The sequence below is a fragment of the Antarcticirhabdus aurantiaca genome (genome assembly GCF_009765365.1).
GTDB lineage: Bacteria > Pseudomonadota > Alphaproteobacteria > Rhizobiales > Rhizobiaceae > Antarcticirhabdus > Antarcticirhabdus aurantiaca.
Genome location: NZ_VTOM01000029.1, coordinates 15,260 through 40,243, shown reverse-complemented (window position 1 = coordinate 40,243; position 24,984 = coordinate 15,260). Strand labels below are relative to the sequence as shown.

27 protein-coding genes are annotated in these 24,984 nt (G+C 70.2%); 14 read left to right on the top strand and 13 right to left on the bottom strand.

The genetic code is table 11. The features are described 5' to 3' along the window. Nucleotides 1-69: 69 nt before the first annotated feature. The 12 genes from FZN60_RS25280 to FZN60_RS25225 all read left to right on the top strand — a co-directional run bounded on the left by FZN60_RS25280 (nt 70) and on the right by FZN60_RS25225 (nt 9,365). Nucleotides 70-1,146: a glycosyltransferase family 2 protein gene (locus FZN60_RS25280; protein WP_158876486.1), complete on the top strand. Its 1,077-nt coding sequence runs from the start codon at nt 70-72 to the stop codon at nt 1,144-1,146. After that, nucleotides 1,136-2,245 (top strand): acyl-CoA dehydrogenase family protein, encoded by a 1,110-nt coding sequence (locus tag FZN60_RS25275; RefSeq protein ID WP_158876484.1) that lies wholly within the window; start codon nt 1,136-1,138, stop codon nt 2,243-2,245. The genes FZN60_RS25280 and FZN60_RS25275 overlap by 11 nt, the downstream gene beginning before the upstream one ends. Beyond that, nucleotides 2,242-2,952 carry a PIG-L deacetylase family protein gene (locus FZN60_RS25270; RefSeq protein ID WP_158876481.1) on the top strand — a complete coding sequence of 237 codons (711 nt, stop codon included), beginning with the start codon at nt 2,242-2,244 and terminating at the stop codon, nt 2,950-2,952. The genes FZN60_RS25275 and FZN60_RS25270 overlap by 4 nt, the downstream gene beginning before the upstream one ends. Then, nucleotides 2,949-3,530: a class I SAM-dependent methyltransferase gene (locus FZN60_RS25265; protein ID WP_158876478.1), complete on the top strand. Its 582-nt coding sequence runs from the start codon at nt 2,949-2,951 to the stop codon at nt 3,528-3,530. Before FZN60_RS25270 ends, FZN60_RS25265 begins: the two co-directional genes overlap by 4 nt. Before the next feature lie 186 nt (nt 3,531-3,716). Next, nucleotides 3,717-4,721 carry a thiosulfate ABC transporter substrate-binding protein CysP gene (cysP, locus tag FZN60_RS25260; RefSeq protein ID WP_158876476.1) on the top strand — a complete coding sequence of 335 codons (1,005 nt, stop codon included), beginning with the start codon at nt 3,717-3,719 and terminating at the stop codon, nt 4,719-4,721. A gap of 88 nt (nt 4,722-4,809) precedes the next feature. Then, nucleotides 4,810-5,631: a sulfate ABC transporter permease subunit CysT gene (gene cysT / locus FZN60_RS25255; RefSeq protein ID WP_158876590.1), complete on the top strand. Its 822-nt coding sequence runs from the start codon at nt 4,810-4,812 to the stop codon at nt 5,629-5,631. Continuing rightward, on the top strand, nt 5,628-6,527 hold the full coding sequence (cysW, locus tag FZN60_RS25250; protein WP_158876474.1) for a sulfate ABC transporter permease subunit CysW: 900 nt from the start codon (nt 5,628-5,630) through the stop codon (nt 6,525-6,527). Before cysT ends, cysW begins: the two co-directional genes overlap by 4 nt. Then, nucleotides 6,524-7,312 (top strand): DUF1684 domain-containing protein, encoded by a 789-nt coding sequence (locus tag FZN60_RS25245; protein WP_158876472.1) that lies wholly within the window; start codon nt 6,524-6,526, stop codon nt 7,310-7,312. The genes cysW and FZN60_RS25245 overlap by 4 nt, the downstream gene beginning before the upstream one ends. A 284-nt stretch (nt 7,313-7,596) precedes the next feature. Further along, the gene (locus tag FZN60_RS25240; protein WP_246727185.1) at nt 7,597-7,989 is read left to right on the top strand and encodes a hypothetical protein; all 393 of its coding nucleotides are present in this window, start codon (nt 7,597-7,599) and stop codon (nt 7,987-7,989) included. Nucleotides 7,990-8,018: 29 nt separating this feature from the next. Beyond that, on the top strand, nt 8,019-8,405 hold the full coding sequence (locus FZN60_RS25235) for a hypothetical protein (protein WP_158876585.1): 387 nt from the start codon (nt 8,019-8,021) through the stop codon (nt 8,403-8,405). Next, complete coding sequence (locus FZN60_RS25230; RefSeq protein ID WP_246727181.1) at nt 8,375-8,866, top strand: hypothetical protein; 492 nt, start codon at nt 8,375-8,377, stop codon at nt 8,864-8,866. The genes FZN60_RS25235 and FZN60_RS25230 overlap by 31 nt, the downstream gene beginning before the upstream one ends. A gap of 16 nt (nt 8,867-8,882) precedes the next feature. Then, nucleotides 8,883-9,365 carry a hypothetical protein gene (locus tag FZN60_RS25225; RefSeq protein ID WP_158876467.1) on the top strand — a complete coding sequence of 161 codons (483 nt, stop codon included), beginning with the start codon at nt 8,883-8,885 and terminating at the stop codon, nt 9,363-9,365. 69 nt (nt 9,366-9,434) lie between these two features. Here the strand turns inward: FZN60_RS25225 and FZN60_RS25220 are convergent, their stop codons facing one another. Beyond that, nucleotides 9,435-9,788 (bottom strand): helix-turn-helix domain-containing protein, encoded by a 354-nt coding sequence (locus FZN60_RS25220; RefSeq protein WP_158876464.1) that lies wholly within the window; start codon nt 9,786-9,788, stop codon nt 9,435-9,437. 171 nt (nt 9,789-9,959) lie between these two features. Between FZN60_RS25220 and FZN60_RS25215 the strand changes: the two genes are divergently transcribed. After that, nucleotides 9,960-10,496, top strand: coding sequence for a PAS domain-containing protein (locus FZN60_RS25215; RefSeq protein ID WP_158876462.1), 537 nt, complete (start codon nt 9,960-9,962; stop codon nt 10,494-10,496). A gap of 40 nt (nt 10,497-10,536) precedes the next feature. On the opposite strand, the gene FZN60_RS25210 is transcribed toward FZN60_RS25215, so the two are convergent. Then, a complete protein-coding gene (locus tag FZN60_RS25210; RefSeq protein ID WP_158876459.1) occupies nt 10,537-11,169 on the bottom strand; it encodes a LysE/ArgO family amino acid transporter in 633 nt (210 codons plus the stop codon). Nucleotides 11,170-11,243: 74 nt separating this feature from the next. Here FZN60_RS25210 and FZN60_RS25205 point away from each other — a divergent pair, with 74 nt between their 5' ends. Next, nucleotides 11,244-12,128: a LysR family transcriptional regulator ArgP gene (locus FZN60_RS25205; RefSeq protein WP_158876582.1), complete on the top strand. Its 885-nt coding sequence runs from the start codon at nt 11,244-11,246 to the stop codon at nt 12,126-12,128. Nucleotides 12,129-12,153: 25 nt separating this feature from the next. On the opposite strand, the gene FZN60_RS25200 is transcribed toward FZN60_RS25205, so the two are convergent. The 11 genes from FZN60_RS25200 to FZN60_RS25150 all read right to left on the bottom strand — a co-directional run bounded on the left by FZN60_RS25200 (nt 12,154) and on the right by FZN60_RS25150 (nt 24,964). Further along, nucleotides 12,154-13,011, bottom strand: coding sequence for an alpha/beta fold hydrolase (locus tag FZN60_RS25200; RefSeq protein WP_158876457.1), 858 nt, complete (start codon nt 13,009-13,011; stop codon nt 12,154-12,156). An 82-nt stretch (nt 13,012-13,093) separates the two neighbouring features. Continuing rightward, nucleotides 13,094-14,425 (bottom strand): ABC1 kinase family protein, encoded by a 1,332-nt coding sequence (locus FZN60_RS25195; RefSeq protein WP_158876455.1) that lies wholly within the window; start codon nt 14,423-14,425, stop codon nt 13,094-13,096. 127 nt (nt 14,426-14,552) lie between these two features. Beyond that, nucleotides 14,553-16,808, bottom strand: a complete 2,256-nt coding sequence (locus tag FZN60_RS25190) for a TonB-dependent receptor (protein ID WP_158876453.1) — start codon at nt 16,806-16,808, stop codon at nt 14,553-14,555. A 177-nt stretch (nt 16,809-16,985) separates the two neighbouring features. Then, the gene (locus FZN60_RS25185; protein WP_158876451.1) at nt 16,986-17,744 is read right to left on the bottom strand and encodes an iron ABC transporter ATP-binding protein; all 759 of its coding nucleotides are present in this window, start codon (nt 17,742-17,744) and stop codon (nt 16,986-16,988) included. Continuing rightward, nucleotides 17,741-18,709 (bottom strand): iron chelate uptake ABC transporter family permease subunit, encoded by a 969-nt coding sequence (locus FZN60_RS25180; RefSeq protein WP_158876449.1) that lies wholly within the window; start codon nt 18,707-18,709, stop codon nt 17,741-17,743. The genes FZN60_RS25185 and FZN60_RS25180 overlap by 4 nt, the downstream gene beginning before the upstream one ends. Continuing rightward, nucleotides 18,702-19,652: an ABC transporter permease gene (locus tag FZN60_RS25175; protein WP_158876579.1), complete on the bottom strand. Its 951-nt coding sequence runs from the start codon at nt 19,650-19,652 to the stop codon at nt 18,702-18,704. Before FZN60_RS25175 ends, FZN60_RS25180 begins: the two co-directional genes overlap by 8 nt. Nucleotides 19,653-19,722: 70 nt before the next feature. Further along, a complete protein-coding gene (locus tag FZN60_RS25170) occupies nt 19,723-20,634 on the bottom strand; it encodes a siderophore ABC transporter substrate-binding protein (RefSeq protein WP_246727180.1) in 912 nt (303 codons plus the stop codon). A gap of 74 nt (nt 20,635-20,708) precedes the next feature. After that, entirely contained in the window at nt 20,709-21,848 is a 1,140-nt protein-coding gene (locus FZN60_RS25165) for an ABC transporter ATP-binding protein (protein WP_158876446.1), read from the bottom strand. A 13-nt stretch (nt 21,849-21,861) separates the two neighbouring features. After that, a complete protein-coding gene (locus tag FZN60_RS25160; RefSeq protein ID WP_158876445.1) occupies nt 21,862-22,704 on the bottom strand; it encodes a carbohydrate ABC transporter permease in 843 nt (280 codons plus the stop codon). A 3-nt stretch (nt 22,705-22,707) separates the two neighbouring features. After that, entirely contained in the window at nt 22,708-23,640 is a 933-nt protein-coding gene (locus tag FZN60_RS25155; protein WP_158876444.1) for a carbohydrate ABC transporter permease, read from the bottom strand. A 73-nt stretch (nt 23,641-23,713) separates the two neighbouring features. Next, nucleotides 23,714-24,964 (bottom strand): ABC transporter substrate-binding protein, encoded by a 1,251-nt coding sequence (locus FZN60_RS25150; protein ID WP_158876576.1) that lies wholly within the window; start codon nt 24,962-24,964, stop codon nt 23,714-23,716. Nucleotides 24,965-24,984 lie beyond the last annotated feature (20 nt).

Genomic DNA, 24,984 nt, shown 5'->3' with positions numbered 1-24,984 from the left:
TCGCTGCACAGGAAAGATTCGGTCGGCTACACTTGGGCGACTGCAGAATGGGTCTTTCGGCGGAGGCCCATGCGCGTCGATCGGCAGTTCCTTCATCCCGTGGTCGCCGTACCCGTGCGCAACGAGGAAGGGCGCCTGCCGCGGCTGCTCGCCGCGCTCGCCGCGCAGGATCACCTGGACAAGGCCGGGGAACGGTTGCGCACGGTCCTCGTCCTCAACGGTTGCACCGACGGATCGCGCCAAGCCGCCCTCGCGGCCGCGCGCATCAATCCAGCGCTCGACCTCGACCTCATCGAGACGGCGGCGCCCGAGACCATCTCCCACGTCGGGTCGGCGCGGCGCCTCGGCATGGAGCGGGCCCTTGCCGGCAGCGCCTGTCCGCCCGCCGCGACGGTGATCCTGACCACCGACGCCGATGCCGTGCCGGCGCGAGACTGGGTGTCCATGAACCTCGCCGCCATCGCGGCCGGCGCCGACCTCGTCGGCGGCCACATCGTCGGCGATGCCGAGGAGGAGGCCCTTCTCGGGCCCGGCTTCGCGGCCCGGGCCGCGGCAATCGCCCGGTACGCGGCCCTCGCCGACCGCCTCGCCGCGCTCGTCGACCCCTTGCCGCACGATCCCTGGCCGCGCCACCGCGACCATACCGGCGGCAGCCTCGCCGTGCGCGGCGACGTCTACGCGGCGGTCGGCGGCATGCCCGCGCTGCCGGTGCGCGAGGACCTGGCCTTCGTGTCGCGGGTGCGGGCGGCCGGCGGGCTGCTCGTTCATCCGGCGTCGGTCCGCGTAACCGTTTCGGCCCGCCTCGTCGGGCGCGCGCCCGGCGGCATGGCCGACTGCCTGACGGGCTGGATGCGGGACGAGGCCGAAGGCCGCCCGGTTCTGGTCGAGGCGCCCGACGCGATCGAGGCGCGGTTGCTGCGCCGGCGCTTGCTGCGGGACCTCGACGGCTGCGGCGCCGAGGCGCGGCGGCAGGTCGCCCGCCGGCTGGGCCTGGACGAGGCCGCGCTCGCCGGCAGCGCCGCCGCGCTGATCGAGCGCTTCGCGCCCGACGAGCCGGACGCGCCGGCCGGCGTGCCGGTCGCACCGGCCACCGCGCGCCTCGCCGCCCTGATCGCGAGCCGGGAGGCGGAAAGCCGTGCGGCCTGACCGGACCATCGAGGCCGAGGCCGGGACCACGCCGGTCTCGGCCATGCTGCGGGACGAGGCGGCCGCCCGCGACCGCGACGGCGCCTTTCCCGAGGCCGCCTTCGCGATCCTACGCGCGCAGGGGCTCGTGGCGGATCCGCCGCTCGGGCGGGGCGAGATCCGGCAGCTCCTGCGCCGTCTCGCCGCCGTCGGGCGCGCCGACCTCAGCACCGGCCGCATCTACGAAGGCCACGTCAACGCGCTCGATCTCGCGCGCCGTCACGGCACGCTGGCGCAGGTCGACGACGTCGCGGGGCGGGCGCGCCGCGGCGAGCTCTTCGGCATCTGGAACACCGACGATCCCGGCGATCCGCTGCGCCTCGAGGAGGGACGCCTTCTCGGCCGCAAGACCTTCGCCTCCGGGGTCGACGGCCTGTCGCGCGCGATCGTGACCGTGCCGACGGAGACCGGGCGCCAGATGATCCTCCTGCCGCTCGCCGGCCTGCCGGTCGACCGCTCCTGGTGGCGCCCGCTCGGCATGCGTGCCTCCGGCAGCCACGTCGTCGACTTCACCGGCCTGGCCGTTTCGCCCGACTGGCACCTCGGCGCGCCCGGCGCCTATGTCGCCCAGCCCTGGTTCTCGGCCGGAGCGGCGCGCTTCGTCGCGGTTCAGGTCGGCGGCATGCACGCCGTCTTCGACGCCGCGCTCGATCACCTGACGGCGACCGGCCGGGCCGGGGCGCCGCACCAGGCCCACCGCATCGCCCGCATGGGGATCGCCGTCGAGACGGGCTACAACTGGCTGGAGCGGGCGGCGCGCGACTGGATCGCGGCCGAGGACGCCGATGCCGCGTCCCCGACGGCCGCGCACCTCGTCGCCACCGTCGATGCGGCCCGCTCGGCGGTGGAGGCCGCCGCGCTCGCCGTTCTCGAAGAGGCCGAGCGCGGCGTCGGGGCCGCCGGCTTCATCGCCCCCCATCCCCTGGAGCGCCTGATGCGCGACCTTCGAACCTATCTGCGCCAGCCCAATCCCGACGGAGCCCTGACGAGCCTCGGCGCCGCCATCGCCGCCGGCACCTGGGCGCCGGGAGAAGCCTTGCTCCGGGAGAGCGAGGCGTGAGCCTTCTCGACGCGGCATCAATCGCGGCGCGGCGCGTTCTCGTCGTTTCGCCCCATCCCGACGACGAGTCGCTCGGCTGCGGCGGCCTGATCTGGAGCCTTGCCGGCCGAGGCGCCCTGTTCCACGTCCTCTTCGTCACCGACGGCGGCGCCTCGCATCCCGGCTCGCGGCTCTGGCCCCGCCCGCGGCTCGCCGCGCAGCGGGAAGCGGAGGCGGTGGAGGCGCTGCGCCGTCTCGGCATCGGCGAAGCGGCGCGGACCTTTCTGCGCCTTCCCGACGCCGACATGCCCCCGCCCGGATCGCCCGGCTTCGACGCCGCGGCGGACGCCGTCGCGGGCATCCTCGACGCCTTCCGTCCGGACCTCGCGCTCCTGCCCTGGCGCCGCGACCCGCACCGCGATCATCGCGACGCCTTCGCGCTCGCGAGCGCCGCCCTCGATCGCGCGAGCCCGGACTGCGCGCGGCTCGAATATGCGATCTGGCTGGACGAGCTCGGCGCGCCCGAGGACCATCCCCGCGCGGGCGAGGCCGAGCGGATCGCCTTCGACGTATCGGCCGCGCAGGCGGCCAAGCGCGCGGCCGTGGCGGCGCACCTGTCGCAGACGAGCGACCTCGTTCCCGACGACCCGCACGCCTTCCGCCTGACGGGGGCGACGATCGACCGTCTGACCGGACCGTCGGAAACCTATTGGCGGTCCGCTTCGTGAGGCCGATCACGCCGGACGGCTTCGAGGCGAAGTTCCGCGTCGACGTCGATCCCTGGAACTACCGGGCCTCGCGCTTCGAGGCGGCCAAGCGCCAGGTGCTGCTGCGCGCCTGCGGCGGGCGCAAGGTCGGCCGGGCGCTGGAGCTCGCCTGCGCGATCGGCGTCACCTCGCGCGCGCTCGCGCCCCTCGCGCTGCGGCTCCTCGCGGTGGACGCCTCGCCGACCGCGCTCGCCGAGGCGCGGCGCCTGACGCCGCCGGGCGCGCGCGTCGCGTTCCGCCGGGCGCTCCTGCCGAACGAGCTGCCGCGCGGGCCCTTCGACCTCGTGGTCGTGTCGGAGATCGCCTATTACCTGAACCGGCGCGACCTCGACCGGCTGGCCGCCGCCCTGTGCCGGGTGCTGGCGCCGGGCGGGCGAGTCGTCGTCCTCCATCACCTGCGCCCCTTCGACGATGCCGCGCAGCTTCCGAGCCTCGCCCATGGCCGCCTGTGCCGGCGCCTCGAAGCCGTCGCGGTGCCGCGCTTCGTTCACCGCACGGGCCGCTACGACGCGCGCGCCTTCGCGCGGCGGCGGGGCTGACGGCGGGCGGCGTCGCCCGCTCCGCAGATTTCCAGCGCGACGCTGAGCATTGCCGTTCGCGAAACGCGTCTTGGCGGGAAGGATTTTCTCCGCCGCCGCTCGAAGTGCGGCGTTCGCGCCTCGCCTTGAGCCGGGCGGGACCGCAAGATGGCGGCGCCTCCCGAAGTCTCCAAGGTTATCTCTCCGATGTTCCGTTCGCTGCTTCTTGGCGCCTCGCTGGCCGCCGCAATCCTGTCGCCGGCCGCCGCGCAGGACGCGCCGACGACCCTCCTCAACGCCTCCTACGACGTCGCCCGCGAGCTCTTCGCCAAGGTCAACCCGGCCTTCGCCGAGAGCTACAAGGCCGAGACCGGCCGCGACGTCACGGTCGACCAGAGCCATGGCGGCTCGTCGCGCCAGGCCCGCGCCGTCGCGGAAGGACTGGAAGCCGACGTCGTCACCCTGAACCAGGTGACCGACATCGACTTCCTCCAGACCAACGGCTTCGTCTCGGCCGATTGGAGCCAAGCCTTCCCGAACAACGCCTCGCCCTACTACTCGCTGCCCGCCTTCATCGTGCGCGAGGGCAACCCGAAGGCCATCCGCAACTGGGACGATCTCGTGCGCGAGGATGTCAAGGTCGTGTTCCCGAACCCGAAGACCTCCGGCAACGGGCGCTACACCTATCTCGCCGCCCGCGCCTACGCACTCGAGGCCTTCGACGGCGACGAGGCCAAGGTCGACGCGTTCATCACCAAGCTCTTCGACAACGTGCCGGTCTTCGACACGGGCGGCCGGGGCGCGACGACGACCTTCGTCGAGCGCGAGATCGGCGACGTGCTCGTGACCTTCGAGGCGGAAACGCAGGGCATCGCGCGCGAGTTCGGCGAGGACCGCTTCGACACGTTGATCCCGCCCGTCAGCCTCCTCGCCGAATTCCCGGTGGCGGTGGTGGAGACGGTCGCCAAGCGCCGCGGCTCGGCCGAGCTCGCCAAGGCCTACCTCGACTTCCTCTACACCCCGGCCGGCCAGCGCATCATCGCCGAGCACGGCAACCGCGTGCGCGACGAAACGGTCGCCGCCGAATTCGCCGACCGCTTCCCGGACGTCCGGCTGGTCACCGTGGAGGACGTCTTCGGCGGCTGGAAGAAGGTCCAGGCCGAGCACTTCGCCGCCGGCGGCAAGCTCGACGTGCTTTACGGCTCGCGCTGAGCCCCATAAGCCAGCTTCGCAAGCGGAAACGGTCGGCGGTCGGCGTCGGCCGTTTCCGCGCATCCGATGAACTGCCGGAGTTGCCGTGCTGCCGCGCCGTGTCCTGCCGGGGCTGAGGCTCTCCCTCGGCGTTACCCTGCTCTACCTCTCGATCATCGTCTGCCTGCCGCTCGGCGCGCTCGTGTGGAAGGCGGCGAGTCTGGGGCCCGAGGCCTATTGGTCGATCGTGTCCTCGCCGCGGGCCGTCGCGAGCTATCGCGTCACCGTGCTCTGCGCGCTGGCCGCGACGCTCGTGAACCTCGTCTTCGGCCTCGCGCTCGCCTGGGTGATCACGCGCTACCGCTTTCCCGGCCGGCGCCTTCTCGACGCGGTGGTGGACCTGCCCTTCGCCCTGCCGACGGCGGTCGCCGGCATCGCGCTGACCTCGCTCTTCTCGGCGAACGGCTGGCTCGGCGGCCCGCTCGCCGATCTCGGGATCAAGGTTGCCTACACCCCGCTCGGCATCATGGTGGCGATGACCTTCACGAGCATCCCCTTCGTGGTGCGCACGGTGCAGCCGGTGCTGGAGGATCTCGATCCGGCGATCGAGGAGGCGGCGCTGTCGCTCGGCGCGGGCGAGGCGCGGACCTTCCGCAGCGTCGTCCTGCCGCTTCTCGCCCCCGCCCTTCTCGCCGGCACCTCGCTCTCCTTCGCCCGATCGCTCGGCGAGTTCGGCGCGGTGATCTTCATCGCCGGCAACCAGCCCTTCTCGACCGAGATCACCTCGCTCCTGACCTTTATCCGCCTGGAGGAGTTCGACTACCCCGCGGCCGCCGCGATCGCCTCGGTGATCCTTCTCGCCGCCTTCGTGATGCTCGCCGTCACCAACCTTCTCCAGGCGCGGGCTTCGCGCCACCTGGGGGCGGCATGAACCGCCGGGCGTCCGTGCGCATCGGCGAGACGCCGCTCGCGCGGCGGCTGCTGATCGGCTTCGTGCTCGCTTTGTCCGCCGTCTTCATCCTCGCGCCGCTCGCGGTGATCTTCGGCCAGGCCTTCTCGATGGGGCTCGGCTATTTCGCCTCGACGATCGCCGCGCCCGACACGCGCCATGCGATCCTCCTGACGGTTCTCACTGCGCTGATCGCGGTTCCCCTCAACACCGGCTTCGGCATCGCCGCGGCCTGGGCGGTGACGAAGTTCGACTTTCCCGGCCGCCGCCTCCTCGTCGTCCTGATCGAGATTCCCTTCTCGATCTCGCCGATCGTCGCGGGCACGGCCTATCTCTTCGTCTACGGCCTGCAGGGGCTCTTCGGCCCCGCGCTGCAGGCGGCCGAAATCCGCATCCTGTTCGCGCTGCCCGGCATCGTCCTCGCCTCGATGTTCGTCACCGCCCCCTTCGTCGCGCGCGAGCTGATCCCGCTGATGGAGGCGCAGGGGCGCAGCGAGGAGGAGGCGGCGGTCTCGCTCGGCGCGAACGGCTGGCAGGTCTTCCGCCGCGTGACCCTGCCCAACGTCAAGTGGGCGCTCCTTTACGGCGTGGTGCTCTGCAACGCCCGCGTCATGGGCGAGTTCGGCGCCGTTTCCATCGTGTCCGGCAACATCCGCGGGCAGACCAACACGCTGCCGCTCCAGATCGAGCTCCTCTACAACGACTACAACACGGTCGGCGCCTTCGCCGCGGCCTCGATCCTCACCCTCCTGGCCCTGGTGACGCTGGCCGTGAAGGTTCTCCTGGAATCGCGCGGCGCCGGCCGCCGCCGCCACAGACCCGCCGCAACGCCGGCGCCGGGCGTGGCGGCACCTCGACAGGAAGGATTGGCCCCATGAGCGACCTCAAAGCCGACCACGACGCCTGGAAGGCGCGCCGCCTCGCGGCGCTCGCCGCCCCGGACGGCTGGCTCAACATCATCGGCCGCTATCCGCTGGAGACCGGCACCGTCTCGGTCGGCAGTGCCGCCGGCAACGACATCGTCCTTCCCGCCGGCCCCGACGTCGTCGGGCGGTTGACGCAAGGCGAGGACGGGCGCGTCGTCTTCTCGCCGGCCGATGGCGGGCAGGACCTGGATCTGCCGCTATCCAAGTCGAACCCGCCGCGCTTCACGGCCGGGAGCCTGCTTCTCGAAGTCACAACGCTCAACGGCGAGAACGCCCTTCGCGTGCGCGACACCGCCTCGACGGCGGCGCGAGACTTGAAGCCGCTGCACACCTTCCCCTTCGATCCCGCCTGGCGGATCGTCGCCGACTGGGTGCGGCTCGATGCGCCGGTCTCCCTCGGCATCGACACCAGCCGCAACATCCCGACCGAGGTGGAGGCGACGCACAAGGCCGTCTTTCACAGGGATGGACGGCACTTCGAACTCCTCGCCACGCACGGCACGCCCGAGCGGCCGCAATTCGTCTTCCGCGACGAAACGGCGCGAGGCGGCGAGACCTATCCGGCCGCGCGTTTCCTGTTCGGCGAGAATGTGACGGAGACGACGATCCTCCTCGACTTCAACCGCGCCGTCAGCCCGCCTTGCGCCTTCACCGACTTCGCCGTCTGCCCTCTGCCGCCGCCCGCGAACGTCCTGCCCATCCGCGTGGAAGCCGGCGAACTCGCCCCGACGCATTGAAGCGGGGCGGCGGGCGAGGACGATCCCTCGGCCGCCGCGTCGCGGCAGCGGAACCGGATGCGGGCCGGACTTTTGGCGCGTTCGGAGGCTGCGGAGGATGATAAGCTGGACATAGAGATGTTCAGCTTCGGGCAATCGACCCGAACCATAACTTCTAGCGTTAGATGGCGCGGGCCATCGAGACCAACGCTAGACGAAAACGGCCTATGTGCAGCAGAACGATCATCTCGTCTCTTATTTGTCTCGGGTTGTCGCAGCATGCATACGCGGCAACCGGCAACATCATGTTCAACGGCACTGTCGGAGCGACCTGCGCCCTGAACATCACCAGCCCGACCGGCGTGCTCGTGCCGAGCGGAACGCTGCAGTCGCTGAGTTCGCGTCTTTCGGGCGGCGCGGCGGGCGTCGTGACGGTCACCACCACCGGCGGCGTGACCCTCAGCCTGGAGCCGACCCCGAGCGCCGTCACCGTTCCCGCCGGCGACACGACGTCGACGGTCTGGACGCCGAGCTACAGCGTCACCGGCGCGCAGACGATCGCGAACACGACGACCGCCACCTCGCTGACGGCGGCGGGCACGAACGTCGTCAGCGTCGACCTCACCGGCACGAAGACCGGCTCCAACACCTTCGTCAGCGGCGCCTATTCCGCGACCGTCACGGTCAAGTGCGAGTAGGGCCGACCATGGCCTCCGCTCGCTCCCGCATGTCCCGCCTCCGGCAACTGGCGGCGGCCTGTCTTCTTCTCGCCGGCGGACCCGCCTCGGCCCAGTCGCTGACCCCCATGCGGGGCGAGGTGACGAGCTTCTCGGACGTCTTCGCCGTGCGCGTCTTCCCGTCCAATCCCTATCCCCAGCGCATCCGCATGGAGGTGCGCGTTTACGACCAGGAGTTCCGGCCCGTCGAGGCGCAGGTCTCGCCGGCGGCGTTCATGCTGGGAAGCGAATCGTCGCGGCCCGTCACCGTTGTTGTTCCGTTCGACGGCGCCGAAAGGCGGAAAGTGCGGATCTGCGTCGAGAGTGTTCCCTTCCCCAACCAGCAAACTCAGATCAGGGCGCAGATATGCGGTCGATTTCTCGGGCAGCGGCTCTGACCGCGGCGACGTTCATCTGGGGCGCCCTCGCGCCGCTTGCTCATGCGGAGGACGTTTATTACCTGAACCAGAGCCAGAGCGGCTTCAATCTTCCCGGCGTCAACCTGCCGCAAGGGCAGGACGAGGTGAGGGCCTCGGACGGGACGACCTGCCGCTCCGCCGTGTCGGGATCGGGGGCCTATCTCGACGTCGGGGCGATCGACGGCAGCAACACGGCGCAGGGCAGCATCGCCACCTATGGACGGGTCGTTATTCCCCTGGGCGTCAGCGGACGGCGCCTCGATTGTTCGAAGCTCTACGAGCTCGAAGTGGCGCGGTTGAAGATGGAGCTGGAGCTCCTGAAGATGGGGCTGAAAGGCGAGGGCGCCGCCGCGGCCACGTCGTCGAGCCCGTCGGCCCGCAACTGGGACAAGGACGGCTGGTCCGACGGGAGCGGGAGCAATGTCCTGGTCAGCCAGTAGGTCCGCGCGGGCGGGGATGAGCCGAACCGGAACCCTCGTCGCCGCTGCCGCTCTTCTGCTCGCGGCGGTCCGTCCCGCGGCCGCCGTCCTCGGCACCTGCACAATCGTCGTCGGCGCTCCGGGCGTCCTGACGCCCAATGCCGGCCTGACGACGCTGAGCACCCAGAACAGCGGCGGATCGCCGGCGACGGCGACGATCACGACGCTGGCCGGGGGCGTCATTCCCAGCCTCGTCTGCGCGCTGAACCTGCCCTTGAACTGCTTCCGGCTTTCCTTGACGCAGCCGACCGACTTCATGGCCGCCCCGGCCGCGGCCAGGACGGCCTCGACCTTCAGCGGCGGCTGGCGGGTGGCCGGCGGCTCCAGCTCGCTCAACGTGCTCTCGGCCGTCATTCTGAACGGCACCTACACGATGCATTTCGATCTCACGGCGACCAAGGCTTCGGGCGTGTTCGCGGCCGGAACCTACCAGGCCCAGCAGACGATCCGCTGCGAATGATCGCCGTTCGGACCGGGCCGGTGATGCCGGGCGCGCCAGCGCGACGGGCCCTGCCGGCTCAGGGCGCCGTCAGCGCCGGGCCGCGAGCGCCTGGAGGAGGGCCTCGAAATGGCGCCGAACCTCGGGATCGTCGATCGCCGACAGGATCGTCGGGACTGCCGGTGCCGTCTCGGACCCGCCCGGGGCCGCGCCTCGACCATCGCGAGGCAGCGCGTCGAAGAAGACGTCGATGTCGACGTCGAGATGGAGCGCCAAGCGGTAGAGCGTCGCGGCGCTGATGCGGTTCGCCCCGGTCTCGTACTTGCGGATCTGCTGATAGGTCAGGCCGGCGCTGCGACCGAGCTCGGCCGCCGACAGGGAGCGCGCCTCGCGCAGCTGCTGGAGGCGTCGGCCGAGCGTCACTTCGACAGGAAGTTTTGACATCGCTCCATCACACGACTACGGGTTCCAGAGGACGACTATTTGAAGGATTTGATGCGATCATTTCGTTCAACTTCAAGTAAATAGATGCGGTCAGAACCTCTCATAGTTGATGATGGCGTGCAACATTCATCTGTTTCTTGATCGTGGTCAGGAAGGGAGAAAGGTGAAAGCATGGGGCATGAACCAACGCGGCCGGGCAGCGCCGCAACCGAGGCGCATGTCGGCTTCTGGAGCTTCGACATCGCGTCCGGGCTCAGCTTCGTGGATCCCCCGATCAGCGCCTTGTTCGGGGTCGACCCCGTCGAGGGAGCGAGGGGCGTCGCGCGCGATCGCCTGAGGTCCTGCATCCATCCGGACGATCGCAATGCCGCCGCCCGCGAGATGGAGCGCGTCCTTCGGCGGCATGACCTCTGCTCGTGGTTCTACCGCCTGCGAAACGCCGACGGCACATTCGACACGATGCACGCCGTCGGGCGTTGCTTCGGAGACATGGCTGGACGGCCGACGCATTTCTCCGGCATCCTGATGCGGATCGAGCAACACGAGCAGCATCCGATCGAGTCGGAGCTGATCGACCGACTGGCTTCCCTTCGCGACCTGGCCAAGCTGACCCCCGATCCGATGCTGCCCCGCCTGATCGAGGCGGTCATGCTTCACGTCGGCCGGGAACTCGCCAAGGAGCTCGAGGCGTCGCGCGGTCGGAACTGACCGCGCCCTCGCGCAGCCTTCGGGTCGGTGCCGCAAGCCCTCAGCGCAGGAGCGCGCCCGCGGCGAGCGAGGCCGCGAGGCTCAGCATGACGATCCCGACGCAGGCATCGAGGACGCGCCATGCGGCCGGGCGCGTGAAGACGGGCTGCAGGAGGCGCGCGCCGTAGCCGAGCGCCGCGAACCACGCGAAGCTCGCGCTCGCCGCTCCCAGCACGAAGGCGGGGCGCAGCGCTTCCGGCTGCGCCGATCCCGCCGTTCCCATGAGGAGCACGGTATCGAGGTAGACGTGCGGGTTGAGGAAGGTGAAGGCGGCGCCCGTCGCCACGGCGCGGCCGAGCGACAACGCGCCGGCCGCCCCGACCGATACGGCGCCGGGCGAGGCCGTGCGGCGCAGCGCGGCGATGCCGTACCAGGCGAGAAACGCGGCGCCTCCGAGCGCGAGGATCGTCGTCAGCTGCGGGGCGGCCGACAGGAACGCGCCGACGCCGCCGACGCCGCCGACGCCCGCCGCGATGAGCAAGGCGTCCGACAGGCCGAAGAACAGGACGAGGGCCCCGACATGCTCCCCCCGCAGCCCCTGGCGCAGGACGAAGAGGTTCTGGGCGCCGATGGCGACGATCAGCGCGGCCGACAGGGCGAAGCCGGCGGCGAAGGGCGGAAGGAGATGGGTCATGGCGGCCGTCATGCCGGGGACGCCGCGCGAAGTACAACTTGTTCTTCTAAACCCGATGAAGCATGGCTTCATCCATGCTGGATTATCCCGCCCTGTCCACCGTGGCGGCCGTCGTGCGCGAAGGCAGTTTCGAGCGCGCTGCGGCCGTTCTCGGCATCACGCCCTCCGCCGTCTCGCAGCGCGTGCGCGGCCTCGAGGAGCGGCTCGGCGCGATCCTCGTCGTGCGCGGCCAGCCCTGCGAGGCGACCGATCTCGGCCGCTCCCTCTGCGCCCATCTCGACCGGGTGAGCCTGCTTGAGGCGGACCTTTCGCCGGAGCTGGCGCGAGGCGAGGCCGAGCCTTCGAGAACCGCGCTCAAGATCGCGGTGAACTCCGACAGCTTGGCGACCTGGTTTCCGCGGGCGGTGAGCGCGTTCGGGATCGAGACGGGCATCCCGCTCGACCTGACGCTCGACGACGAGGCACACACCGCCGACCGGCTGCGCTCCGGCGAGGTGCTGGCCGCCGTCACCGCCGAGGCGGGCGCCGTGCAGGGCTGCCGGACGATGCCGCTCGGCGCCCTGCGTTACGCCGCCTGCGCGAGCCCCGCCTTCGTCGCCCGCTTCTTCGCTGGCGGCGTCACGGCCGCCGCGCTGGCGACGGCGCCGTGCCTGCGCTTCGACCGGCGCGACGCGCTCCAGGCGCGATGGGCAAGCCGAGTCGTCGGCGCCGAGTTCGATGCCCCGACCTACCGTGTCGCCTCGACGCACGCCTTCCTGGATCTGGCGCGGGCGGGCCTTGCCTGGGGCATGCAGCCGGTGATGCTGGCCGGCGAGGACATCGCCGCCGGCCGGCTCGTGGAGCTCGTGCCGGGGTCGCGGATCGACGTGATGCTCCACTGGACGGTCGCCCGGCTTCCCGTCACCTCGCTGCGCCAACTGACCGAGGCGGTGCGATCGGCGGCCGCGGCCCTGGCCTGAGCCCGCCGGCCGCGCCCCGTTCGCGTCAGCGCGCGAGAAACGAGAGGAGGGCGGCGTTCACCGCGGCGGCCTCCTCGCGCTGGAGCCAGTGCGTGGCCGCCGGAAAGGTCTGCAGCCGGCCGTCGTCGCAGAAGGCGAGGCTCGCCTCGGCAAGGCCCGGCTCGAGCGCCTGGTCCCGCAGGCCCCACAGAACCAGCGTCGGCACGCCGATCCGCTCGCTCATGCGCGGGCGAAAGCGCAGCGCGCGGTACCAGTTGAGCATCGCGCCGATCGCGCCCGGCCGCTCCCAGGCCTGCCGGTACGCCTCGATGTCCTCGGGCGGAAAGGTTCCCGGACGGCTCGTTCGTTCGAGGGCCCGCACGAGAAGGGCGCAGCGGCGTACCGACAGGACGGCCTCGGGCAGGATGGGAAACTGGAAGAAGGCGGCGTAGCTGCTGCGCAGAACCTGCGAGGGAGAGCGCATGGCATAGGGAAACAGCGCTTCGGGATGCGGCGCGTTGAGGATCACGAGCGTGTCGAGGCGATCGGGCATCCTCGCCCCCGCCGCCCAGGCGACGATCCCGCCCCAGTCGTGGCCGACGAGGTGGAAGCGTTCGTGTCCCAGCGCGTCGGCGAGCGCCGCGACGTCGTCGAGGAGCTTCGGCAGGGCGTATTCGCGGATGCCCTTCGGCTTGTCGCTGGTGTTGTAACCGCGCTGGTCGGGCACGACGACGCGATAGCCGGCGCCGGCCAGCGCCTCGATCTGGGAGCGCCAGCCGATCCAGAAGTCGGGAAAGCCGTGAAGAAGCAGGACCGGCGGCCCGTCGGCGGGACCGGCCTGCGCGACGTGGAGCCGGACGCCTCGAAGGTTGATCTGTCGGTGGTCGATGTCGAGCGGGGTCATGCCTCGGCAACGCGCCGCTCCGCGCCGGGATCCGGTTCGGCCGCCTTGAGACGGGACATCGTGCCGCGCCGATCCGCGGCGATCAGGCCGCGGCGAGGTGGCGATCGAGGAGGGAGGCGAGATCGACGCGCGCGCGAAGGCGCAGGGCGAGAAGATAAAGGCCGGCATATTTGCGCTGGAGAAACAAAGGATCGGCCGGGGGCACGAGGTAGACGTTGCGGTCCTCGGACAGGCGAAGCGCTTCGTCGCGGAGTTCGACGAGGGCCGCGTCGTTCGCGAAGTCGGCCGGCCCCTCGCGCCGGAGAAAGGCCGAGGCGATGGCGAAGAGGTCGAGAATGCGCGCGTGGCGCTCCGGCGGCACGGAGGGGCCGGACAGGCCGAGGGCGACGATCGCCTCGCTCGCCAAGGCGCGGTCCGCCGTCTTGGCCGCCCGCAGGAGATCGCGGCATCGGGACACGAGCGCCTCGTCGAAGCTGCGCGTCGCGCCGAAGTCGAGGAGGGCGATCCGACCGGTCTCCTTCTCGATCCGGTAGTTGGCCGGGTTCGGGTCGGTCTGGACCAGGCGGAAGTCGAAGAGCTCGCGCAGCGACAGGTCGATCAGGGCCGCGGCGATCCGGTCGCGCTCGCCCTGGCTCATCTGGACGGCGGTCTCGATGGGGTCGCTGTCGACGAAGGACATGGCGAGGACGTGCCGCGTCGACAGGTCGGCCTGGAGTGAGGGCACGACGAAGCGCTCGTCGCCCGCGACGAGCTCGCCGAAGCGGGTCAGATGCTCGGCCTCGCGGCCGTAATCCGCTTCCTCGCGAAGCTGCGCCTTCGCCGCGTCGAGGAGCGGCGACACGTCGAGGTGGCGCGGGATCAGCCCGGACATGCGTAGGACCGCCGCGACGTTGTCGACGTCGCTGTCGATCGAGCGGGCGATGCCGGGATACTGGACCTTGATCGCCACGTCGCGCCCGTCCGTGGTCAGCGCCCGGTGGACTTGGCCGATCGAGGCGGCGGCGATCGGACGGTGCGAGACGTATTCGAAGCGGGAGCGCCAGTCTGCGCCGAGCTCGCGCGAGAGCACCTGTTCGAGCTGGGCACGGGGCATCGGCTCGGCGTCGGCGCGCAGTCGTGCCATGATCTCGGACAGCTCCGGCGGCAGGAGCTCGCCTGCGTCCATGGACAGGAGCTGGCCGAGCTTCATCGCCGCGCCGCGCATGCGGGCGAGCTGGTCCGTGGCCTTCGTCACGTTGCGCGGCGTCAGGACGAGGTCGGACAGGCGCGGCCGCTCGCCGCGTGCCAAGCGCCCGGCACCGTCGCGCAGGACGTTGCCGGCGACGCTGCCGGCGAGCCCGCCGATCGCGGCGAGCCGGGACAGCCGGCCGCTCGGCACGGGGCGCCCACGGTCGAAACGGCTGTCATTCGGCATGCTGGACGTCCTCGGTCATTCCGGCGGGCCCGTGCCCGGTCGACCAAGGATCGTGCCGCAGCCTGCGAAGTCCAGCGTTGCCCGGCCGCGGCGAAAGCCCGCGGGGAGAGCCCTGCGGGCCTTCGTCTCAGAAGTCGATCGAGGTCGAGACGAGGAAGGTGCGGGGCGCGCCGGCGGCCAGGAAGCCGCGGGCCGAGGACGCCCAATAGGTCTCGTCGAAGACGTTCTCGACGTTGGCGCGCACCTCGACCTCCTTGTCGTAGGGGCCGGTGAAGGCGTAGCGCGCGCCGAGGTCGACGCGGGTCCAGTCGTCGATCGTCTGGTTGTTGGCCTGGTCGTAGAAGGTGCTGCCGGTGTGGACCATCCGGCCGGTGAGGGTCAGTCCCTCGGTGAGCCAGGTCACGTCGTACTCGCCGTAGAGGTTGATCGCGGTCCGCGCGACGCCCGGCACGGTGTTGCCGTCGAACAGGCCGCCCGCGGTCCGCTCCAACTCCGCGTCGAGGAGGGTGATGCCGCCGAGGAGCCGCACGCCGTCCAGCGGCTCGCCGAACAGGTTGATCTCGAGGCCGCGATTGACCTGCAGGCCGCCGACCGAGAAGACGTTCGTCGCCGGGTCCGTGAAGCCGCTCGGCTGGCGGATCTCGAAGAGCGACGTGGTCAGGCCGACGCTGCCGAGGTCGACCTTGACGCCGATCTCCTTCTGCTTGCTCACGACCGGCGCGAAGATCTCGTTGGCGTTGCGCGCGCGAACCGGCGCGGTCGGCCCTTCGGTCAGGGCCTCGATGTAGTTGCCGTAGACGGACACCTCGTCGGTCAGGCGCACGACGGCGGCTACCGCCGGGCTGAACTCGGCGTCCTGATAGTCGTAGGTGAGGTTGCCGAGCGTCGGGCCGGGAACGGTGGAGTAGGCCCGCGAGCGGATGTCCTGGTAGCGTCCGCCGAGCGTCAGCTGGACGCGCTCGTCCATGACGGACAGCGTGTCGGACAAAGCGAGGCTGGTCAGCTCGATGTCGGCGAAGCGCGGCCGGCCGCTGGCGCGCGGGAAGGCGCTCGAGTCGACGGATCCTTCCGGCAGGAAGGAGGGGTCGTAGATGTTGGTGCGGAAGGTCGGCAGGACGATCCGCGCGAAGCCGCCGCGATCGTTCTCGTTTCGCGCCTGCGCCGCGGACAGGTTGAGCTGGTGGCCGACGGGGCCGGTCTCGAAGCGCGAGCGCAGGCCGACTTCGCCGGTGATGCCCTCGATCTGTTGGGGCTGGATGGCGAGGCTCGCGGTCGCGTTGCCGCTCGGATCGTTGATCAGGTAGGACGAGGTCAGGAAGTCCTCGCGGTAGCGGCTGGCGCCGCCGGCCGCGTAGAGCGTCGTGTTGTCGAGGATGTCGTATTCGATCCGGCCGGCGGCCATGGCGTGGACGCTGTCGATGTATTCGAAGGAGTTCGACGTGTTGATCCGCCCGTTTGGCGCGCGCGGGATGCGGATGCCGGGCGCGGCCGCGTTGAACAGCGAGGTCGGCGCGTCGATCTTCTGGTCGGAATAGTTGACGTCGAGCGAGGCGCGCAGGCGGTCGCCGCGATAATCGAGGCCGAGCGAGGCGACGCCGACCTCCTGCTCGTTGCGGTCGAGGGCGGTGTCGCCGTCCCGGTAGGAGCCGTTGACGCGGATGCCCCACTCGCCCTCCGCGCCCCAGCGGCGGCCGACGTCCATGTGCGTCCAGACCTGCGTGTCGCTGAGATAGGTCGTCGTCAGGCGCGTCAGCGGCTCGTCGGTCGCGCGCTTCGGGATGAGGTTGATGGTGCCGCCGACGCGGCCGGTGCCGCCGTTGAGGAGCGCCGAGGGGCCCTTCAGCACCTCGACCCGCTCGATCCCCTCCAGGAAGGAGCGCCGCGGATTGGCGATGTAGAACAGGCCGTCATAGGCGGTGTCGAGGTTCACCACCGAGAAGCCGCGGATGAAGAAGGCGTCGCGCTCGCTGAAGGCGGGCGCGTCGTTGCGCACGGACGGGTCGTTGAGGACGACGTCGGCGACGGTGCGGGCCTGCTGGTCGCGGATCAGCTTGTCGGTGAAGCTCGTGACGCTGAAGGGCGTGTCGAAGATCGAGCGGTTGCCCAGGATGCCGAGCCGCGCGCCCGAGGCGACGTCGCCGCCCGCGAAGGGCGCGGACGGCTGTCCGATCGTTCCGGTGGCCGGGGGCTGGCCGCTCCCGGCGCCGCCCTCGACCACCACCGTGTCGAGAACCAGGGTCCCGGCGGGCGCGGCGGTGCCCGCTCCGTCGGCGCTCTCGGCGGCTCGACGCGGCTCCTGGGCCAGCGCCGAGCCGGCCAGCATCGCGAGCAGCGACGCGCTCAGGGACATGAGGCGCAAGCGGCTGGTCGCGCGCGGGGACATGGCGGTTCTCCGGGTTCCCACGGGCCCCTCGCCCGCGGATTCGTGTCACCTCCGGCTTACGCAGCCGATCCGTTTCCGCTCAACGAAGAACGCCTCTAAATTATGATTAAATTAGTCATCTTTGCAAATCGGCAACAGTGTCCGTGGCGGCGCGGACACGCGCTCCACGGCGGGCCGTCACTCGTAGAACAGGCCGACGCGGCGGCCGCCGATCTCCTGCACGCTGATCGCCATGTCGTAGATCGCCTGCAGCACGGGCTCGCGGATGATCTCCTCCGGCGTTCCCTGGCTGTGGATGCGGCCGTCGCGCATGGCGACGATGTGGTCGGAATGCCAGGAGGCGAAGTTGATGTCGTGGAGGACGATCACCACCGTCTTGCCGAAGTCGCGGCAGGCATCCCGCCAGAGCCGCATCATGGCTGCGGCGTGGCGCATGTCGAGGTTGTTGAGCGGCTCGTCCAGGAGCACGTAGTCGGTGTCCTGGCACAGGACCATGGCGACGAAGGCCCGCTGGCGCTGGCCGCCGGAGAGTTCGTCCAGGAAGCGGCCGGACAGCTCCGTCAGGTTGAGATAGGCGAGAGCCCGGTCGACATGGTCCGCATCGCCCGGCACTGGGCGCCCGCGCGAGTGGGGATAGCGCCCGAAGGCGACGAGATCGCGGACCGTCAGGCGGGCCGTCATGTGGTTGTCCTGGCGCAGCACCGCGAGGCGCCGGGCGAGCACCGGGCCGGCGGTCGTCGCGACGTCCAGCCCGTCCACCGTGATGCGGCCGCCGTCGAGCCCGACGAGCCGCGCGATCATCGACAGGAGCGTCGACTTGCCCGCGCCGTTCGGCCCGATGATCGAGGTGATGCCGCGCGCCGGGATGCGCAGCGTCACGTCGTCCACCACGAGAGCGTCGCCGTAGCGCTTGCGGGCGTTTCGGATCTCGATCATCGGACCGCTCCGCGAATGACGAGGATCAGGAAGACGAGGCCGCCGAGGAACTCCACGATGATGGACAGGGCGGTGTCGAAGGCGAAGACGCGCTCCAGGACTGTCTGGCCGCCCACCAGCGCGACCACCGCGAGAAGCACGGCGGCGGGCAGGAGGACCCGGTGCCGACTCTCGCCGAGAAGCGCGCGGGCGAGGGATGCCACGAGGAGGCCGAAGAAGGTGATCGGCCCGACCAGCGCCGTCGACACGGCGACGAGCACCGAAACGGCGACCAGGATCGTCATGACGCTGCGCCGGTAGTCGACGCCGAGGCCGATCGCCGTCGCGCGGCCGAGCGACAGGATGTCGAAGCAGTGGCCGATGCGCCAGAGAACGAGGCTGACGGCGCCGACGAGCACGAGCGAGATGCCGAGAAGCGTCGTGTCGACGCCCGAGAAGCTCGCGAACAGCGTGTCCTGAAGGACCTGGAAGGCGTTGGGATCGAGCAGGCGCTGGATGAAGGTGGAGAGCGAGCGGAACAGGATGCCGAAGACGATGCCGACGAGAACGAGCCGGTGGAGGCTGCGCTCCTCGCCGGCGAAGAGCCAGCGGAACAAGGCGAAGGAGAAGCCGACCATCAGCGCGACGTCGAGAAGGAAGCGCGCGTGCGGATCGAAAGCGACCAGCATGCCCGTTCCGAAAAACGCGACGACCAGCGTGCGGACCAGAACGAAGAGCGCGTCGAAGCCCATGATCGAGGGCGTGAGGATGCGGTTGGCGGTGGCGGTCTGGAAGAGCACGGTCGAGACCGCGACGGCGTAGGCGACGGTCACGAGAACCAGGAGGCGCCGGCCGCGGAACGGAATGACGAAGTCCCAGCTTCCCCGCGCGCCGAGCGTCATGAAGGCCGCGACGGCGACGATCGCGAGAAGCGTCAGCGCGGCGAGCACGAGCGTCGGCCGCCGGGACCGGCGCGCCTCAGCCATGCGCCCTGCGGTCCCGCAGGATCAGCCACAGGAAGACGGCGCTGCCGATGACGCCGACCACCACGCCGATCGGGATCTCGTAGGGGTAGCGCACGAGGCGGCCGAGAATGTCGCAGGCGAGAACGAAGAGCGCGCCGAGCACCGCGACCCAGGGCACCGACACGCGCATGTTGTCGCCCAGCATCAGGCTGACGAGGTTGGGCACGACGAGGCCGAGAAAAGGGATCGAGCCGACGGACACCAGGGTGACCGCGGCGATCACCGAGACGAGACCGAGACCGAGCGCGACGACGCTCTCGTAAGGCAGGCCGAGGCTCGTCGCGACGTTCTCGCCCATGGCGGCGAGCGTGAAGCGGTCGGCCGCGAGAAAGGCGAGAACCGTTGCCCCGAGGCCCAGCCAGAGGAGTTCGTAGCGCCCGCGCAGCACCCCCGAGAAGTCGCCCGTGGTCCAGGCGAGAAGCGAGGGCAGGAGGTTGAAGCGATAGGCGAGAAAGGTCGTCACCGCCCCGATCACGCCGCCCAGCATGATGCCCACCAGCGGCACCAGCATGGCGTCGCGCAGCGGCACCGCGCGCAGGATGCGCAGGAAGAGGAGCGTGCCCGCGAGCGCGCAAAGGGCGGAGACGGCCATCTTGGCCATGATCGGCCAGCCCGGCGCGAGAAGCGTGACCAGGAGGAAGCCGAGCGAGGCGGCTTCCGTCGTGCCGGCCGTGGAGGGTTCCACGAAGCGGTTGCGCACCACCATCTGCATCACGAGGCCGGCGATGGCGAGCGACGAGCCGGCAAGGAGGAGGGCGAGGGTGCGGGGCAGGCGGCTCGCCAGGAGCAGGCGCGTTTCGCGCTCGCCCGAGCCGAGAAGCGCCCCGAGGCTCACCTCGCCGACGCCGACGAATAGGCTGACGCCGGCGAGAACCAGCGTCAGGAGCCCCGCGCCCGCGAGCAGCCAGGACCCGCCGCGAGCCGAGCGGGCGAGATGGGCGAGCGTCGTCACGAAGGCGTTCGGCGCCGCGCCCTCAGGACGCGCTGCGATAGCCCGCGATGACCTGGTCCAGCATCAGCATGAGGCCGGTATAGCCGTGCATGGTGACGTAGGCGGCGGCGGGATCGAGATAAACGATCTGGTTCTTCGTCCAGAAGGTGGTCTGGTGGACCAGTTCGTTGTCGAGCGTCGCGCGCGCCGAGCCCTCGTTGCCGATTCCCGCATCGCGGTCGACCACGAAGAGCCAGTCGGGATTTTTCTCCAGGAGGTACTCGAAGGAGATCGCGTCGCCGCCGTGGTCGCGGTCGTCGACGTCGTCGATCACGGAGGGAACGTTCAGCGCGTCGTAGATCCAGGCGACGCGTGAGCCCGGACCGTAGACGCCGAGCCGCCCGCCATTGACGACGACGACGAGGCCGGTGCCCCGGCCGGCGGCCGCTTCGCGCGCCTCGGCCAGCTTCGCGTCGAGCGCGGCGATCAGCTCGGCGGCCCGCGCCTCGCGCTGGAAGATCTCGCCGTAGCGCCGGATGTTCGCCGTCACACCGGCGACGATGTCGGCGTTGTCGACGGTGGTGTCGATCGTCGGCGCGATCTGGCTGAGCGTCGGGAAGCTCTGGCGCGAGCGGGCGGCGACGATCACGAGGTCCGGCTCGGCCGCGGCGATCGCCTCGACGTCGGGCTCCTGCAGAGAGCCGATGCGGGGCGTGTCGGCCGGAACCTTGCTCGCGAGATAGGCGGGCGTCGCGGTGGCGGGGACGCCGGCCACGGGCACGCCGAGCGCCTCGAGATTGTCGAAGGCCGCCCAGTCCGCGACGATGACGCGGCCGGGAACGCCTTCCAGAACGGTTTCGCCCTGCGCGTGCGCGATCGTCACAGGCTGGGCCGCGGCCGGCAGGCTCATCTGCGGCGCGAGCGAGCAGCAGGCGAGCCCGACCGAAACCAACACGTGCTTCAACATCCTGGCACCCCAGCGAGATCGACGAACGACGAGACGGGCCGGTGCTAGGTAATATGAATTAGCTAGTCAAGTTTCGTGCCGGCCGGCCGCTCCGACAGCCCAGGCGAGTGCCCGGACGCGGCCGGCTCGATGCGCGCGCCGCTCGCCTCGTCGAAGAGGTGCATGTGCTCGAGGGGAAGGCGGACGTGGACCCTCTGGCCGGCCGTCCATTCGGTGTAGCCGGGCCGGTAGGCCTTGAGGGCGACGTCGCCGAGGCTGAGATGGACGATCGTGCCCATGCCGGTCGGCTCCACCAGCTCGACGCCGCAGGCGATCGCGCCGGGCGTGTCGCCGTCCGCGACGAGGACGTGCTCGGGCCGGATACCGACGGTGACGGCGTGGCCGTCGGGTTGATCAAGGTCCGGCAGGGGGAGGGCGGCGTGGTCGGCCTGGAGGTGCGGCGGGCGGCCCGCCGCTGCGGCGCGGTAGGTGCCGGACACGAAGTTCATCGCGGGCGAGCCGATGAAGCCGGCGACGAAGCGGTTGGCGGGGCGCCCGTAGAGGTCGAGGGGCGTGCCGATCTGCTGGATCTTCCCCGCGTCGAGCGCGACGATCCGGTCGGCGAGGGTCATCGCCTCGATCTGGTCGTGGGTGACGTAGATCGAGGTGGCGCCGAGGCGCGCGTGCAGCTTCTTGATCTCGGCCCGCATCTGCTCGCGCAGGCGCGCGTCGAGGTTCGACAGCGGCTCGTCGAACAGGAAGGCCCGGGGGCGGCGCACGATGGCGCGGCCCATGGCGACGCGCTGGCGCTGGCCGCCCGAAAGCGCCCTGGGGCGCCGCTCGGTGAGCTTGGACAGGCCGAGCGTCTCGGCCGCGCCCTTCACCGCTTCCGCGATCCGCTCCTTGGCGGTCTTCCGCAGCTTCAAACTGTAGCTCATGTTCTGCGCGACGGTCATGTGCGGGTAGAGCGCGTAGGACTGGAACACCATGGCGATGTTGCGGTCCTTCGGCGGCACGTCGTTGACGCGCTCGCCGGCGATCCGGATGTCGCCGGAGCTCGCCTCCTCCAGGCCCGCGATCATGCGGAGCAGGGTGGACTTCCCGCAGCCGGACGGGCCGACGAGGACGACGAACTCGCCCGAGCGGATCTTGAGGTCCACCGGCTCCAGGACGTGGACGGGGCCGAAGGACTTGGCGACGGCGTCGAGGTCGATGGTGGCCATGGGTTTTGGTCCTTCAGCCCTTCACCGCGCCGGCGGTGAGGCCGGCCACCAGGAAGCGCTGGATCAGGAGGAAGAACAGGAGCGCAGGGATGAGCGCGAGGACGCCCGCGGCCATCATCTGCCCGAAGTTGACGCCGAACTTCGACACGAAGGACAGGAGCCCGACGGGGAAGGTGCTGGCGTCCGCCTTGGAGATCAGCATCAGCGCGAAGAGAAGCTCGCTCCAGGCGGCAGTGAAGACGAAGCCGAGCGTCGCCGCCATGCCGGGAAGCGTGAGCGGCACGATGATCTGGCGGAAGGCCTGGAAGCGGCTCGCCCCGTCGATCATCGCGGCCTCGTCGAGGTCCTTCGGGATGGCGTCGAAGAAGGACTGCATCAGGAAGACGGCGAAGGGCACGTTGAAGGCGGAATAGACGATCACGAGGCCGGTCAGGCTGTTGGTGAGGCCAAGGGGCGTCAGCATGCGGAAGATCGGCGCGATCAGCATGACCAGCGGGAACATCTGCGTGACGAGAAGCAGGCCGACGAGCCAGAGCTTGCCGCGGAAGGAGAAGCGCGACATCGCGTAGCCCGCGCCCGCCGCGATGATCGTCACCACCACCGCCGTGGACAGCGAGACGATGAGGCTGTTGCGGAAGAACAGCGGGAAGTCGCTGTTCCGGAGAACGAAGACGAAGTGCTCGAAGCTCGTCTGCGAGGGCCAGAGCCGCACGCCCTCGCTGTAAAGGAGGGCGTTCGGCGTCACCGACACCTTCAGGAGCCAGAACAGCGGAAACAGCGCGACGAGGATGTAGAGAAGGATCGCGGCGCGGTGGGCAAGGGTGCCGGCGAGGCGCCGGCGGGCGACGGCAGCCATGGCTCAGGACCTGTTCAGAAGGGTTTGGCGAAGCGCCACGAGGAGGAGCGAGTAGATCATCAGGAGCGCCAGGAGGACCATGGCGATCGCCGAGGCGTAGCCGAAATCGAGGCGGCGGAAGGCGGTGGTGAAGATGTAGCTCGCCACGATCTGCGTCCGGTCCGCCGGGCCCCCGTTCGTCATGACGACGATGAGGTCGGCGAAGTTGGCGATCCAGACGGTGCGAAGCAGGATGGTGATCGCGATGGTCGGCGCGAGAAAGGGCAGGGTGATCGAGCGGAAGCGCTCGAAGGCGCCCGCGCCGTCGATGGCGGCGGCCTCGTAGATGTCGCGCGGGATCGACTGGAGCGCGGCGAGCAGGGTGATCGCGAAGAAGGGGATGCCCCACCAGACGTTGGCGACGATCGGCCCCCACATGGCGAGGTCCGGGTCGGCGAGGATGTTGAAGGGCTCGTCCATGACCCCCAGCGCCGTCAGCCAATGCGGGATCGGCCCGACCACGGGGTTGAACAGCCAGGCCCAGTCGAGGCCGGACAGGAAGCTCGGCACCGCCCAGGGCAGGAACACCAGCGCCTGCGCGATCCCGCGGCCCGCGAAGGGGCGGTTGAGGAGGAGGGCGAGGATCAGGCCGAAGGTGAACTGGAGGACGACCGAGGTACCGGTCCAGAACACGGTGTTGCCGAGCGCCAGGCGGAAGTCCTGATCAGCGGAGAGCTTCACGAACTGGTCGAGCCCGACGAAGCCACCGCTGAAGGGATTGAGGAGGCGGATGTCGCGGAAGGCGTAGGAGATGCCGATGACGAGCGGCACCAGCATGATCGTCGCGATGAGGATCACCGCCGGTGCGGCGTAGAGATAGGGCTCGAGCCGCGTCGCCCAGCGGCGGCGCGCGGGCAGGCGTCCGGGCTCGAGCCCCGTATGGCCGATAGCTGTCATGAGCGCTTCGTCGCGGATGGGAGAGGGAGGCGAAGGGCGGCGCGGTGCCGCCCTTCGTCGAGGCGCGAAAGGCTCAGTTGCCCATCTGCTTCTGCTTGGCAGCGGTCAGGTACTCCGCCCACTGCTTGGCCAGATCTTCCGGCGCGATCGAGCCGAGAAGCGCTTCCTGGCTAGTCTTGATGACAAGCGAGTCCTTGAAGAAGGCGAACTCCTCGAGGTCGGTCGGCATCACGGTGGGGACGACGTTCGGGTCGGACAGCTCCTCGAACCAGCCCTTGAACTTGTCCTGCGCGTAGAAGGGGTCGTTCTCCGCCGACTTGTGGATCGGCAGCGCGCCGGTGCGCTTGTTCCAGGCGATGTTGCCCTCTGGTCCTTCGAGAGCGGCGATGAGCTTCCAGGCGAGGTTTTTGTTCTCGCTCGACGCGAACATCGACCAGCCGGCATAGCCGATCGTCGGAAAGGCCTTGCCCGCGGGCCCCTTGGGCATGGGCGCGACGCCGTACTGCTCGGGGGTCAGGTGCTCGTCGACGGCGATCAGCGCGTCCGGGTCCTGGTCGAGCATGGCGCAGGTGCCGGAATAGAAGCCCGCGACGATCTCGTTGAAGCCCCAGTTGATCGAGTCCTTCGGGGCGTAGCCGTTCTTGTAAAGGTCGACGACGTAGGTGAGGCCCTTCACCCAGCCGTCCTGGCTGAAGGTCGAGGTGCCGTCCTGCGTGAAGAACGCGTTGTCGCCGTTCATCGTGGCGCCGAACATGACCCAGCCGTTGAGGCCGCCGGGACCGCCGCGCAGGCAGTAGGCCGCCTTGCCGGCGGCCTTGATCTTCTCGGCGGCGGCGGTGAACTCGTCGAGCGTCGTCGGAGGCGCCTCGACGCCGGCGGCCTTGAAGACGTCCTTGTTGTAGAACATCGCGCGCAGGTAGAAGCCGTAGGGCAGCATGTAGGCCGTGTCGTCGACGGCGCGGGCGAACTGGAGCGCGCGCTCGTTGAGGCCGGCGGTGTGCTCCCACTTTTCGAGATAGGGCTCGAGGTTCTCCAGCGCGCCGTTCTTGGCGTAGAGCGCGAGCCAGGTGTCGGGCATCTCGACGACGTCGGGCGTCTCGCCGGCCGAGACGGTGGTTGCGAACTTCTCGAAGGCCTCGCCCCAGGGCAGCGAGGTGATCTCCACCGTCACGCCGGGGTTCTGCTGCTCGAAGGTCGAAACGATCTCCTTCAGCGTCGCGGTGCGCTCGGGGCTGGTGATGACCTCGGTCAGCTTGAGGGTCTGAGCGAGGCTTGGGCTGGCGAAGAGTCCCGCGAGCATCGTCGCGGCGAGAAGCGTCCTAATCATGTCATTCCTCCCTTGGT

Coding starts and splice junctions, on each gene's coding strand:
- FZN60_RS25280 (WP_158876486.1), top strand. CDS start 70: ATGCGCGTCGATCGGCAGTTCCTTCATCCCGTGGTCGCCGTACCCGTG.
- cysP (WP_158876476.1), top strand. CDS start 3,717: ATGTTCCGTTCGCTGCTTCTTGGCGCCTCGCTGGCCGCCGCAATCCTG.
- cysW (WP_158876474.1), top strand. CDS start 5,628: ATGAACCGCCGGGCGTCCGTGCGCATCGGCGAGACGCCGCTCGCGCGG.
- FZN60_RS25245 (WP_158876472.1), top strand. CDS start 6,524: ATGAGCGACCTCAAAGCCGACCACGACGCCTGGAAGGCGCGCCGCCTC.
- FZN60_RS25240 (WP_246727185.1), top strand. CDS start 7,597: ATGTTCAACGGCACTGTCGGAGCGACCTGCGCCCTGAACATCACCAGC.
- FZN60_RS25235 (WP_158876585.1), top strand. CDS start 8,019: ATGTCCCGCCTCCGGCAACTGGCGGCGGCCTGTCTTCTTCTCGCCGGC.
- FZN60_RS25230 (WP_246727181.1), top strand. CDS start 8,375: ATGCGGTCGATTTCTCGGGCAGCGGCTCTGACCGCGGCGACGTTCATC.
- FZN60_RS25225 (WP_158876467.1), top strand. CDS start 8,883: ATGAGCCGAACCGGAACCCTCGTCGCCGCTGCCGCTCTTCTGCTCGCG.
- FZN60_RS25220 (WP_158876464.1), bottom strand. CDS start 9,788: ATGTCAAAACTTCCTGTCGAAGTGACGCTCGGCCGACGCCTCCAGCAG.
- FZN60_RS25215 (WP_158876462.1), top strand. CDS start 9,960: ATGGGGCATGAACCAACGCGGCCGGGCAGCGCCGCAACCGAGGCGCAT.
- FZN60_RS25210 (WP_158876459.1), bottom strand. CDS start 11,169: ATGACCCATCTCCTTCCGCCCTTCGCCGCCGGCTTCGCCCTGTCGGCC.
- FZN60_RS25205 (WP_158876582.1), top strand. CDS start 11,244: ATGCTGGATTATCCCGCCCTGTCCACCGTGGCGGCCGTCGTGCGCGAA.
- FZN60_RS25200 (WP_158876457.1), bottom strand. CDS start 13,011: ATGACCCCGCTCGACATCGACCACCGACAGATCAACCTTCGAGGCGTC.
- FZN60_RS25195 (WP_158876455.1), bottom strand. CDS start 14,425: ATGCCGAATGACAGCCGTTTCGACCGTGGGCGCCCCGTGCCGAGCGGC.
- FZN60_RS25190 (WP_158876453.1), bottom strand. CDS start 16,808: ATGTCCCCGCGCGCGACCAGCCGCTTGCGCCTCATGTCCCTGAGCGCG.
- FZN60_RS25185 (WP_158876451.1), bottom strand. CDS start 17,744: ATGATCGAGATCCGAAACGCCCGCAAGCGCTACGGCGACGCTCTCGTG.
- FZN60_RS25180 (WP_158876449.1), bottom strand. CDS start 18,709: ATGGCTGAGGCGCGCCGGTCCCGGCGGCCGACGCTCGTGCTCGCCGCG.
- FZN60_RS25165 (WP_158876446.1), bottom strand. CDS start 21,848: ATGGCCACCATCGACCTCGACGCCGTCGCCAAGTCCTTCGGCCCCGTC.
- FZN60_RS25160 (WP_158876445.1), bottom strand. CDS start 22,704: ATGGCTGCCGTCGCCCGCCGGCGCCTCGCCGGCACCCTTGCCCACCGC.
- FZN60_RS25155 (WP_158876444.1), bottom strand. CDS start 23,640: ATGACAGCTATCGGCCATACGGGGCTCGAGCCCGGACGCCTGCCCGCG.